Source organism: Cereibacter johrii (genome assembly GCF_001720585.1).
Lineage (GTDB): Bacteria > Pseudomonadota > Alphaproteobacteria > Rhodobacterales > Rhodobacteraceae > Cereibacter_A > Cereibacter_A johrii.
The window spans coordinates 1-10,953 of sequence record NZ_MABH01000062.1; the positions used below are offsets into that span (position 1 = coordinate 1).

11 protein-coding genes are annotated in these 10,953 nt (G+C 71.0%); 1 reads left to right on the forward strand and 10 read right to left on the reverse strand.

Annotated features, from left to right (window positions below; translation table 11 throughout):
• From A9O63_RS04270 to cysS, 4 genes are all read right to left on the reverse strand, one after another.
• The coding region (locus A9O63_RS04270; protein ID WP_069330815.1) for a squalene/phytoene synthase family protein at window positions 1-511 on the reverse strand (511 nt) is incomplete at its 3' end.
• A complete protein-coding gene (locus tag A9O63_RS04275) occupies window positions 508-1,227 on the reverse strand; it encodes a class I SAM-dependent methyltransferase (RefSeq protein ID WP_069330816.1) in 720 nt (239 codons plus the stop codon). The genes A9O63_RS04275 and A9O63_RS04270, both read right to left, overlap by 4 nt.
• Window positions 1,224-2,876 (reverse strand): citramalate synthase, encoded by a 1,653-nt coding sequence (gene cimA / locus A9O63_RS04280; protein ID WP_069330824.1) that lies wholly within the window; start codon window positions 2,874-2,876, stop codon window positions 1,224-1,226. The genes A9O63_RS04275 and cimA overlap by 4 nt, the downstream gene beginning before the upstream one ends.
• Before the next feature lie 125 nt (window positions 2,877-3,001).
• A complete protein-coding gene (gene cysS, locus A9O63_RS04285) occupies window positions 3,002-4,501 on the reverse strand; it encodes a cysteine--tRNA ligase (RefSeq protein WP_069330817.1) in 1,500 nt (499 codons plus the stop codon).
• 216 nt (window positions 4,502-4,717) lie between these two features.
• Between cysS and A9O63_RS04290 the strand changes: the two genes are divergently transcribed.
• The gene (locus A9O63_RS04290; protein ID WP_235836927.1) at window positions 4,718-5,056 is read left to right on the forward strand and encodes an MmcQ/YjbR family DNA-binding protein; all 339 of its coding nucleotides are present in this window, start codon (window positions 4,718-4,720) and stop codon (window positions 5,054-5,056) included.
• Here A9O63_RS04290 and A9O63_RS04295 read toward each other — a convergent pair.
• From A9O63_RS04295 to lpxI, 6 genes are all read right to left on the reverse strand, one after another.
• Window positions 5,053-5,661 (reverse strand): LysE family transporter, encoded by a 609-nt coding sequence (locus A9O63_RS04295; RefSeq protein ID WP_069330819.1) that lies wholly within the window; start codon window positions 5,659-5,661, stop codon window positions 5,053-5,055. The two genes, A9O63_RS04290 and A9O63_RS04295, sit on opposite strands and share 4 nt — an antisense overlap.
• Window positions 5,662-6,013: 352 nt before the next feature.
• Complete coding sequence (locus A9O63_RS04300; protein ID WP_069330820.1) at window positions 6,014-6,463, reverse strand: Lrp/AsnC family transcriptional regulator; 450 nt, start codon at window positions 6,461-6,463, stop codon at window positions 6,014-6,016.
• 232 nt (window positions 6,464-6,695) lie between these two features.
• Complete coding sequence (locus A9O63_RS04305) at window positions 6,696-7,298, reverse strand: outer membrane protein (RefSeq protein WP_069330821.1); 603 nt, start codon at window positions 7,296-7,298, stop codon at window positions 6,696-6,698.
• A gap of 212 nt (window positions 7,299-7,510) precedes the next feature.
• Window positions 7,511-9,334 carry an ABC-F family ATP-binding cassette domain-containing protein gene (locus A9O63_RS04310; protein WP_069330822.1) on the reverse strand — a complete coding sequence of 608 codons (1,824 nt, stop codon included), beginning with the start codon at window positions 9,332-9,334 and terminating at the stop codon, window positions 7,511-7,513.
• Between the two features lie 125 nt (window positions 9,335-9,459).
• On the reverse strand, window positions 9,460-10,599 hold the full coding sequence (gene lpxB, locus A9O63_RS04315) for a lipid-A-disaccharide synthase (RefSeq protein ID WP_069330823.1): 1,140 nt from the start codon (window positions 10,597-10,599) through the stop codon (window positions 9,460-9,462).
• On the reverse strand, window positions 10,596-10,953 hold a 358-nt coding region (gene lpxI / locus A9O63_RS04320; protein WP_141703036.1), incomplete at its 5' end, for a UDP-2,3-diacylglucosamine diphosphatase LpxI domain-containing protein. The genes lpxB and lpxI, both read right to left, overlap by 4 nt.

Genomic DNA, 10,953 nt, shown 5'->3' on the forward strand with positions numbered 1-10,953 from the left:
CCCGCGCCTCGAGCTCGGGCACCGCCTGCAGAAAGGCCGCGAGCCCCGCGGCCCAGCCCACCGACCGCACCTCCCTCTCGGCCTCCGCGGGCGCGCCGAGCGCCAGCGCCGAAGCCCACATGAGCCCGGCCGCCGTGGCCTCGAGATGGGCGCCGAAGGCCGCCTCATCGGCAAAAGGTTCGGCCCAGATGTCGTGCCGCCGCGCCTCGATCATCGCGTCGAGCAGCGGCACCGGCAGCGCCGCCTCGCGGATCAGCCCGGCCAGAGGCCCCGCCACCTCATGCGCCCGGCTCTTGCCCGCGGGCGCCTCCTCCACCACGTCGCGCCAGAATTGCAGGCGCATCTCGGCGATCATCGGCTCGCGCGTGACCCAGGGTGCGCGCGCCACCTCGAGGTTGAAGGCATAGAGCGGCCAGAGCCGCGCCCGCGCCGCGGGGGGCGCGGCCATGGCCGCCGCATGACGGTCCGGATCGCCCCGCTCGACCAGCGCCGCGCAGGCCTCGAGGCTCATGCGGCGGGCTCCGCGATCACCTGAAGATAGCCGTAGCTCGACCCGTGCCGCTGCCAGAGGTCGATCTCGGCCGCGCCCTGATCGAGCGCGTCGGTGAGGCTCGGCTCGGCCTCCGCCCGCAGATGTTCGATCCGCGCGGCGAGGGGCCCGTAATAGGCCTGCCAGGCCGCGTCGGGAAGCCAGCGGTCGGCGAGGATGCGATAGCCCGCCTCCTCCACCTCGGCACGGATCCCCGCCCGGTCCCGCATCGCGGGATAACGGGCCCAGAAATCGCGCGCCTCGAGCGGCGGATTGTCGATCCGCCAGCCGAGCTCCGAGAAGATCACCCGGCCGCCCGGCTTCAGATGCGCCCGCCAGCCCGAAAGGGCCGCAGCGATCCCCACGCCGGAGATGGCGCCCGCACACCAGATCAAGTCGAACATGCCCACCGGCTCGCGCATGTCGCCCGCCACGGCCTGCAGCCGCGCATCGACGCCGAGGCGCGCCGCGAGCTCGTCGATGTAGGGCCGGTGCAGATCCATCGCCACCACCTGCCCCTCGGGCACGGCGGCCAGCAGCGCCTCGACATCCGCGCCCGGCCCCGAGCCCGCATCGAGCACCCGTCCGGCCCGGGGCACGCGCGCGGCCCCGAGCGCCCAGGCGAGGCTCTCGGCATCGCCCGGGCCCTCGCGCTCGAGCCCGGAATGCAGGGTGAAGAAGGCCTCTTCCGGCGTCATCGGCTGTCCTCCTGCCGTGCGTCGCGCACGAGCTTCCAGTTGATCGCATCGAGCAGCGCCTCGAACGAGGCATCCACGATATTGGGCGAGACCCCCACCGTCGACCAGCGCCGGCCCTGCCCGTCCTCGCTGTCGATGATGACGCGGGTCGCGGCCTCGGTGCCGCCCTGCGTGATCCGCACCTTGAAATCCACGAGCCGCATGTCGTCGATCACCGACTGCCAGCGGCCGAGATCCTTGGCCAGCGCCTTCGACAGCGCGTTCACCGGGCCGCGCTCGGTGCCGTTCTCGTCGAGGCTTTCCGAGACCGACAGCACGCGCTGACCGTCGATCAGCACCACGACCACCGCTTCCGAGAGCGTCATGGTGCCCTGGCCCACCCGCCGCCGCTCGACGGTCACGCGGTAGCGCTTCACCTCGAAGAAGCTGGGCAGAAGGCCCAGCTCGCGCCGCGCCACCAGCTCGAAGCTCGCCTGCGCGGAATCGTAGGCATAGCCCTGATCCTCGCGCGCCTTGACCGTCTCGAGGATCCGCCCCAGCCGCGGATCGCCCGGAGGCACCTCGAGCCCCGCCTCGGCCAACCGCGCCCGCAGGTTCGACTGCCCGGCCTGGTTCGACATGGGGATCACCCGCACGTTGCCCACGAGGGCGGGATCGACATGTTCGTAGGTGGCGGGATCCTTCAGGATCGCCGAGGCATGGAGCCCCGCCTTGTGCGCGAAGGCCGAGGCGCCGACATAGGCCGAGGCCCGGCGCGGCACCCGGTTCAGGATGTCGTCGAGCATCCGGCTCAGCCGCACCATGCCGCTCAGCGCCTCGCGGCTGATCCCGGTCTCGAAGCGGCTGGCATAGGGCTCCTTCAGCAGGAAGGTGGGGATGAGCGTGGTGAGGTTCGCATTGCCGCAGCGCTCGCCCAGGCCGTTCAGCGTGCCCTGCACCTGCCGCGCCCCCGCATCGACGGCCGCGAGCGTGGCCGCCACCGCGGTGCCGGTATCGTCATGGGTGTGGATCCCCAGACGGTCGCCGGGCACGCCCTGGGCGATGACCTCGGCCACGATGCGCCCCACCTCGGCGGGCAGCGTGCCGCCGTTCGTGTCGCAGAGCACCACCCAGCGCGCCCCCGCCCCCAGCGCCGCCTGCAGGCAACCCAGCGCATAGGCGGGATTGGCCCGGTAGCCGTCGAAGAAATGCTCGGCATCGAGGATCGCCTCGCGCCCCCTGGCCACGACATGCGCCACCGAGGCGCGGATCGCCTCGAGATTCTCCTCGAGCGTCACGCCCAGCGCCGTCGTCACGTGGAACTCGTGCGTCTTGCCCACGAGACAGACCGTGTCCGTGCCCGCATCGAGCACGGCTGCCAGCACATCGTCATTCTCGGCCGAGCGGCCCGCGCGCTTGGTCATGCCGAAGGCCGCCACCCGCGCCCGGACGGCGGGCAGGGCCGCGAAGAACTCCGAGTCGGTCGGATTGGCCCCCGGCCAGCCGCCCTCGATGTAATCCACCCCGAGCCGGTCGAGCGCCTCGGCGATCTGCCGCTTCTCGGGCGTCGAGAATTGCACGCCCTGCGTCTGCTGCCCGTCGCGCAGCGTCGTGTCATAGATCCAGAGCCGCTCCTTCACCGACCCCGACGCCACCCCTTGCCCCGCCACGCGTTCCTGCCCTTCATTCTGGTCCAAATATCCTCGGGGGGTCCGGGGGGCAGACAGCCCCCCGGCTTCCGTCGCGCCCGACCCGCTCCGATCCCCGCCCTGCCGATCCGCCCGGGGCGCATCGCTCACAGCAAACCCTCCAGAGCGGCAGGATCGACCCGGTCGGCAAGCTTCGCCAGTCCGCCGGCCACGCCGGTGGGCGACTTGTGCGCCCGCAACTCCACCCCGAGGCGCATCGCGTCGCTCTTGAGACGGTCGGCGGTCTCGAAGTCCCCGACGTGGCGGAGGGCCAGCCAGCGGTGCAGGATGGCGATCGCGGTCTCCCGGGTCCGGTCGGCGACTGCGCCCCATCCGATCACGCTCAAGGTCGGCTGGTAGTCGATGCCCTCCCGGAGGAACCGCCCGTCCACCTCCTCGAAGGCGAAGGGCTGCGCCCAGGGCTGGTGCCGGATCGCCTGCAGATCGAATCCCAGAAGATGCGCCGATGCCAGCAGGCCGGCAGCATCCTTCCGCTTCCAGAGATCGTTCAGGGCTGCAAGCGCGCCCGCCGTGTTGAGATCGTCGGACAGGGGATCGACCACCTCGGCGCGCACCTCGCCGGGCACCGCTCCCTCGACCATCTCCGCCCAGTTCCTGAGCGTCGTCCTCGCCTGTTCCGCCTTCTCGGCCGTCCAGTCCATGGGCTTGCCGTAATGCGTGCCGAGATAGACCATCCGGATGATCTCGCCCGGCCAGCCCTGATCGAGAAGATCCCGCACGGTGAAGAAATTGCCGAGCGATTTCGACATCTTCCTGCCGTCCACCAGCAGCATCTCATTATGCATCCAGACCCTCGCGAAACCGCCCTCGGGATGGGCGCAGCAGCTTTGCGCGATCTCGTTTTCGTGATGGGGGAACTGCAGGTCGATCCCGCCCGCATGGATGTCGAAGGACGCGCCCAGAAGCTCGTAGGACATGGCCGAGCATTCGATGTGCCAGCCGGGGCGGCCGCGGCCCCAAGGGCTTTCCCAGCCCGGAAGCCCGTCGTCCGACGGCTTCCAGAGCACGAAATCCATCGGGTCTTCCTTGAAGGGCGCGACCTCGACCCGCGCGCCCGCGAGCATGTCATCGACCGACCGGCCCGAAAGCGCGCCATAGTCGCGATAGCTGCGCACGCGGAAGAGCACATGCCCCTCGCGCTCGTAGGCGTGGCCCTTCGCGATCAGATCCCCGATCATCGCGATCATGGCGCCGATCCATTCGGTCGCCCGCGGCTCGTGCGTGGGCCGAAGCGCGCCGAGCGCATCCATGTCCTCGTGATACCAGCGGATCGTCTCGTCGGTGCGCTCGCGGATCAGCGCCTCGAGGCTGCGCGGATCGCCCGCTTCCTTGCGCGCCTGCGCGGCCGCGTTGATCTTGTCGTCCACATCCGTGAAGTTGCGCACATAGGTCACATGCCGCTCGCCGTAGACGTGCCGCAGCAGCCGGAAGAGCACATCGAACACCACGACCGGCCGGCCGTTGCCCAGATGCGCCCGGTCGTAGACCGTGGGCCCGCAGACATAGAGCCGCACGTTCAGCGGATCGATCGGCTCGAACGCCTCCTTCCGGCGGCTCTTCGTGTTGGTGAGGCGGATCTTGGTCATGGCTCCTCGCAGGCTCGGCTCGCCCGCGGGCTTCTCACATCACGACCTTGGAGGGAACGGAAAAGAGCAGCCCGCGACGTTGGTCAGCAGGTAATGATGCAGCCAATGATGGTGCAGATGCTCTTCATGCTGCGAGAGGTAGCATCCCCGACGGGCGCGGGCAACGGATTCGAGGGGCCTCTGGACAGGGGCGCCGCGCCGCCCCAGAGTTGCCCGATGGATCGCAGCACTGTCTCCCGCCTCTGCGCCGCCCTGCCGGGCGCCCTCCTCGACCATCCCTGGGACGAGGGGCACGACGCCTGGAAGATCGGCGGCAGGATCTTCGCCCTCGTCGGGGCCTCCGGGCACGGGGTCACGGTGAAATGCCCCGATGTCGAGACGGCGGCGCTGCTGATCGAGACCGGGCGTGCCGAGCGCGCGCCCTACATGCACCGGAGCTGGGTGCTCCTGCCCTTCGGGCCCGACCTCGCCGAGGACGAGGCAGAGCACCGCATCGCCGTCTCCTACCGGCTGATCCGCGAGGGCCTGCCGCGCAGGATCCGCGAGACGCTCTAGCCGAATGCCGCCGCAATCGCCCAGAGGCCGAAGGCCAGCATGAGCCCGCCCGAGGCCCGGGCGACCCAGGTCGCGAAGGCGCGCGGCAGACGGCGCTGCGCCATGGCCACGCCACCGGCAAGCAGGATCCACCAGAGCATCGAGCCCGTGAAGACGCCCGCCACCACCGTCGCACCGGAGGCGAGATCCGCCTCGCGCGCAAGGCCGAGCCCCGCGAAGATCGCGGCGAAGGAGAGGATCGTCGCGGGATTGGCGAGGGTGAGCAGGAAGGTGGCGGCCATCGTCGACCAGAGCCCGCGCGGCGCCGCGGCCGCCGCCGCCCCTGCGGGCGGCTCGGTCCTCAGCCCCTTCACGCCCAGCCAGATCAGGAACAGCCCCCCGCCGAGCCCGAGCGGCAGCTGGATCCGGTCGAGGACCGCGGCGAAGGCCGCAAAGCCCCCGGCCGCCGCGGCGGCATAGCAGGCATCGGCCAGCGCCGTGCCGAGACCGCCCGCCATCCCCGCCCGGAAGCCATGCGCAAGCGTCCTCTGGATGCAGAGCGCGCCGATCGGGCCCAAGGGAGCCGCGATGGCAAGCCCCATGAGAAGCGCCTTGAGAAAGAGCATCAGCACCGCCTCCCGCTGCGGGCGACGGGGCGCGGGCGGCGAGACCTGCGCTTCCCCGTCCTGCCCCGATCCGCCGAGGCGCACCGCGGCGCCGGCCTTGCCTTGAGCCCGATGCGCCGGAGCGAGAGGGCCCGCCCGCCCGCCGCCGCCGCGACACTCCTGCCCCGTCCGCCGCCTGTCCGTGCCGGGCGGCGGACCACATCGGCCCCTCCCGGCCTCCCCTCGACTGCCGTCCTCCCGGCCTGTCCTGCACGCCAACCCGCACAGCGAGGGGGCGCGGCCGAAGCCGAGGCGACGCGCGCGCTGTCGGCACCCGTCGAGCAGGCGTCTCGGGGTCTTCGGTCGGAGGCGCTCATCGGGGCACCCAGGGGGCGGACCGCACGGTCGAGAGGGCCAGCATGGTCTCGGACCGTTCCAGCAGATCCTCGGACTTGAGGTGGGTCAGGAAGGTCTCGACGCCCGCAAGATCGGCCACGCGCAGGTGGATGAGGTAGGACCAGACGCCGGTGACATGGTGGCATTCGACGATGCCCGGATGAGTGGCTGCGAAGCTGCGGAAGGCCGCCTCCCGCGCGTGCGGCACGGCGGCCCAGATCAGCGCCAGAACGGGCAGCCCCAGCGCCTCGGGCGAGGCATCGACCGTGAAGCGCCGGATGACGCCCTGTGCGACCAGCCGCCGGACACGCTCGTTCACGGCCGAGGTCGAAAGCCCCACCTGCCCCGCGACCTCCGTCAGCGGCTTCCGGGCATCCTCGACCAGAAGGCCGATGATCTTCCCGTCCAGATCATCCATCACCGTCATATTCCCGCCAGTAGCGCGATTCTGCCGGCAATATAGCGGACTGTCCCGGCGGCGGCTCAAGAGATGGAGGGGAGGGGACACATTGTCGCAGGCCGCACCTCTGCGCGGTCTCATCGGCCCAAGGCGCCTCGCCGGGCCGACATCCACGGCACCGCGGAGAGCCGCCCGATGCCGCGGCATGGAAAAGGGCGCGGATCGCTCCGCGCCCTTTCCTGTGGTCAGGCCATTGGCCTCAGAAGCGGAAGCCGACCTTCGCCTGCAGCGTGGTCGCGTCCACATCGACGCCCGAGTCGTCGAAATCGTCCCAGGTGTGGCGCAGAAGTTCGGCGCCCACCGACCAGCGGTCATTGACCATGTAGTCGTAGCCCACGCCATAGACGTAGCCATTGTCCGAGACGTCCGCGCCGCCGATGGTAGCGTCAGCCCAGGTGCCGCCGGCCGTGGCATAGAGCAGGCCCTTGCCCATCTTGCCGCCCGCCATCAGCTTCAGCGTGGTGACATTGTCGACTTCGCTGTCGGCAACGCCGTCGAGGTCGATGTTCGTCACGTCATAGGCCAGTTCGGCACCGACGACGGCACGGCCGAAGTCGTAGCGGTAGCCCGCGTGCACACCGCCGATGGCGCCGTTGCCATCGACGCCGTCGATGTTCGTGTCGACCTTACCGTAGCCCAGCTGGCCACCAACGTAGAAACCGTTCCAGTCGGCAACGGGCGCAACCACGACGGGGGCGGGCACCGGTTCGACGACCGGTTCCGGGGCCACGGTCACCGGGCCGCCGGCAAAGGCGGGAGCGGCAAGAAGGCCACCGAGCGCGAGCGCTACAATGCGTTTCATCTCTGTCTCCAATTAAGCTTCCGACGTCCGCACTGCTGCTTTTGCGGGGATGCCGGATCTCTCGTTGACGGTCTTGCGTCGCCGGGGATGACGACGCCTTCCGTGCACATGTCCTATTTCTCGGGAGGGGGGTTCGCCAGATCTGCTCACGAGGAGGTGAAGCCCCGGCACCGGCATGCGCCAATTCCAGCGCACGGCGCCCCGTGCATCGGCTAACCTTTGCTGGCCTTGTCCTCGAGCATCAGCCACTCTTCTTCGGCCTGCGAAAGAAGGGCCTGACGCTCCGCCATCGCCTCGCTGGCCTTCTGGAACTTGACCGGCTCGCGGGTGAAGAGATCGTCGGCTGCAAGGAACTCCCCGAGCTTCGCGATCTCGGCCTCGAGCCGCTCGATGAGGCCCGGCAGCGCGTCGAGACGCTTGCGCTCGGTGAAGGTGAGGCCCTCCGAGGGCTTGCGCGCCTCGGGCTTCGGCGCGGCCTTCGGCGCCTCGCGCGCGGGCTCGGCCCGCGGCGGCGCGGCGGGCGCTGTCTCGCCCCGCTGGGCCAGATGGTCGCTCCAGCCACCGGCATAGACGGTGGCCCGGCCCTGCCCCTCGAGCGCGACCGTCGTCGTCGCCACGCGGTCGATGAAATCCCGGTCGTGGCTCACGAGAAGCACCGTGCCTTCGTAATCCCCGAGAATGTCCTGCAGAAGATCGAGCGTCTCGACGTCGAGATCGTTGGTCGGCTCGTCGAGGATCAACAGGTTCGATTCGCGCGCCATGATCCGCGCGAGCAGAAGCCGCGCCTTCTCGCCGCCCGACAGCGAACGCACCGGCGCGCGGGCCTGCCGCTCGTCGAACAGGAAATCCTTGAGATAGCCCACCACATGACGCGGCTGGCCGCGCACGAGCACCTGATCCTGCTGGCCCGAGACGCGCATGGCCGGATCGGTCGTCAGGCTGTCCCAGAGCGAGGCTTCGGGGTCGAGCTGCGCGCGGGTCTGGTCGAACACCGCCACCTGCAGGTTGGTGCCGAGCGTCACGCTGCCCGCATCGGGCTCCATCTCGCCGGTGAGGAGCTTCAGGAGCGTCGTCTTGCCCACCCCGTTCGGTCCGACGAAGGCCACGCGGTCTCCGCGCAGCACGCGGAGCGAGAAATCCTTCACGATCGGTTTCCCGTCGAAGGCTTTCGTGAGCCCCTTCGCCTCGATCACGCGCTTGCCCGAGGTCGGCCCCGCCTCGAATTCCAGCGCCGCCGTGCCCTGCCGGCGAATCTGGGACCGGCGTTCCTCACGCATCGCGGCCAGCGCCCGGAGCCTGCCCTGGTTGCGCTTCCTGCGCGCCGAGATCCCCTCGACCGCCCAGCGGGCCTCGGCCTTGATCTTGCGGTCGAGCTTGTGGCGCTGGTCGTCTTCCTCGGCCCAGATCTGCTCGCGCCATTCCTCGAAGCCCTCGAACCCCGCCTCGCGGCGGCGCACCTGCCCGCGGTCGATCCAGAGCGTCGCGCGCGAGAGGGCGCGCAGGAAGGCGCGGTCGTGGCTGATGAGGACGAAGGCCGTGCGGGTCTCGGCCAGCTGGGCCTCGAGCCACTGGATCGCCTGAATGTCGAGGTGGTTCGTGGGCTCGTCGAGCAGCATGAGTTCGGGCGCCTCGGCCATGAGCTTGGCCAGCGCCGCCCGCCGCCGCTCGCCGCCCGAGGCGGTGGCGACCGGGGTCTCGGGGCGGAACTTCAGCCCCTCGGCCACCATCTCGACCCGGTATTCCTCGCCCTGTGCGAGACCCGAGGCCGCATAATCGCCGAGCGTGGCGAAGGCCGACAGGTCGGGATCCTGCTCCATATATCCCACGGAGGTGCCCGCCGGCACCACGCGCTCGCCGCGGTCGGGCTCGACAAGGCCCGCCATGACCTTGAGGAGCGTGGACTTGCCCGAGCCGTTGCGGCCGACGAGGGCCACCCGGTCCTGCGGCTGGACCACGAGATCGAGCCCGTCGAAGATCGGCTCGCCGCCGAAGGTGAGGGAAATGCCGGAAAGCTGGAGAAGGGGTGCGCGTGCCATGCCCGTCCGCTACAGGGGGCCGCGGCCCGCGTCAACGTGTCCGCAGGCGGACCGCCGAGAAGCACCCGGCCGGATCGCACCCGCGGCAGGGACGGCGGCCCCCACCGGCCGGCCGGTCGCGGCCCTCAGCCGGGCAGCACCGACAGGACCGAGCGGGCGGCGCGCAGGCCCGGCGGCTCGCCGCCCTGCCCCAGCCGCTCCATCGTAAGCTCCATGGCCGCCACCTGCGCCGCGCGCTGGCCCTCGTCCTCAAGAAGGCCCAGCAGCGCCGGCGCGATCGAGGGGGCCTTGCAGCGCGGCCCGAGGAATTCGGGGATCACGCGGCTGTCCGAGACGAGATTGACCAGCGTCACCGTGTCGATCCGCGCCATCCGCGTGATGAGCCACATCGACAGCGGGTTCATGTCGTAGGCGATCACCATGGGCGTGCCGTTCGCCGCAAGCTCCAGCGAGACGGTGCCCGAGGCCGCCAGCGCCACATCGGCGGCGGCGAAGGCCGCGCGCTTGCGCTCCGCCTCCTCGATCACCAGCGGATGCACCGGCCACCCCGCCACCAGCTCGCGCACGAGGCCCGCCACATGCGGCACGGTCGGCACGAGGGCGGTGAGCCCCGGATGGCGGTGGCGCAGCCGTGCCAGCACCTCGCCGAAGACCGGCGCGAGCCGCGTGACCTCGGACCGGCGCGAGCCCGGCAGCACGAGGATCGCGGGGCCCGTCCCCAGCCGCTCGCGCAGCGCCTGCACCTCGGCCTCGCTCGCGCGCGGCTCGGCCACGACCGGATGGCCCACGAAGTCGCAGCTCATGCCGGCCGCCGTCATGTAGGGCGGCTCGAAGGGCAGCAGCGCCAGGACGTGATCGACATGCCGCGCCATCTTCGCCGCCCGGCCCGGCCGCCAGGCCCAGACCGAGGGGGCAACATAATGGATTGTGCGGACGGACGGCTTCGCCTGCTTCACCAGCGCCGCCACGCGAAGCCCGAAGTCCGGGCTGTCGATGGTCACCAGCGCCTCGGCGCCCGAGGCGAGGCAGGCCGCGGCCGCCTCCTGCACCCGGCGGCGGAGGTGGAGATATTTCGGCAGGATCTCGGCCAGACCCATGACCGAGAGCTCCTCCATCGGAAAGAGGCTCGAGAGCCCCTGGGCCTGCATCGATGGCCCGCCCACGCCGGCGAACTCCATCCCCGGCGCGAGCTGGGAGAGCCCCGCCATGAGCGCGCCGCCGAGGCGGTCGCCGGAGGGCTCGCCCGCGATCAGGAAGAATTTCATGGCTCTCTCGCCCAGAGGAAGAGACCCGCCTCCTCGGCCGCGCGCACCGCCTCGGCCCGGTCGAGGAGGATCACGCCCCCCGCCTCCCAGACGAGGCCCGCAAGGCCTGCCGCGGCCGCACGCGCCACGGTGGCGGGCCCCAGCGTCGGCAGGTCGATGCGCCGGTCCTGCCCCGGCTTCGGCGCCTTGTAGAGCACGCCCCGCGCGCCCGCGGGATCGGGCCGCCGCGCGGTCGCGGCCACCCAGTCGAGCATCGCATCCGTGCCGGGCAGCGCCTCGACGGCGAGGCAGAGGCCCTGCGCCACCACCGCGCCCTGACCCACATCGACGCGACCCACCGCCTCGACGATGGCG

Excerpts from the sequence above, each read along its gene's own strand:
- A9O63_RS04275 (WP_069330816.1), bottom strand. The coding sequence starts at position 1,227 with ATGACGCCGGAAGAGGCCTTCTTCACCCTGCATTCCGGGCTCGAGCGC.
- A9O63_RS04290 (WP_235836927.1), top strand. The coding sequence starts at position 4,718 with ATGGATCGCAGCACTGTCTCCCGCCTCTGCGCCGCCCTGCCGGGCGCC.
- A9O63_RS04295 (WP_069330819.1), bottom strand. The coding sequence starts at position 5,661 with ATGCTCTTTCTCAAGGCGCTTCTCATGGGGCTTGCCATCGCGGCTCCC.
- A9O63_RS04310 (WP_069330822.1), bottom strand. The coding sequence starts at position 9,334 with ATGGCACGCGCACCCCTTCTCCAGCTTTCCGGCATTTCCCTCACCTTC.
- A9O63_RS04305 (WP_069330821.1), bottom strand. The coding sequence starts at position 7,298 with ATGAAACGCATTGTAGCGCTCGCGCTCGGTGGCCTTCTTGCCGCTCCC.
- cysS (WP_069330817.1), bottom strand. The coding sequence starts at position 4,501 with ATGACCAAGATCCGCCTCACCAACACGAAGAGCCGCCGGAAGGAGGCG.
- lpxB (WP_069330823.1), bottom strand. The coding sequence starts at position 10,599 with ATGAAATTCTTCCTGATCGCGGGCGAGCCCTCCGGCGACCGCCTCGGC.
- A9O63_RS04300 (WP_069330820.1), bottom strand. The coding sequence starts at position 6,463 with ATGACGGTGATGGATGATCTGGACGGGAAGATCATCGGCCTTCTGGTC.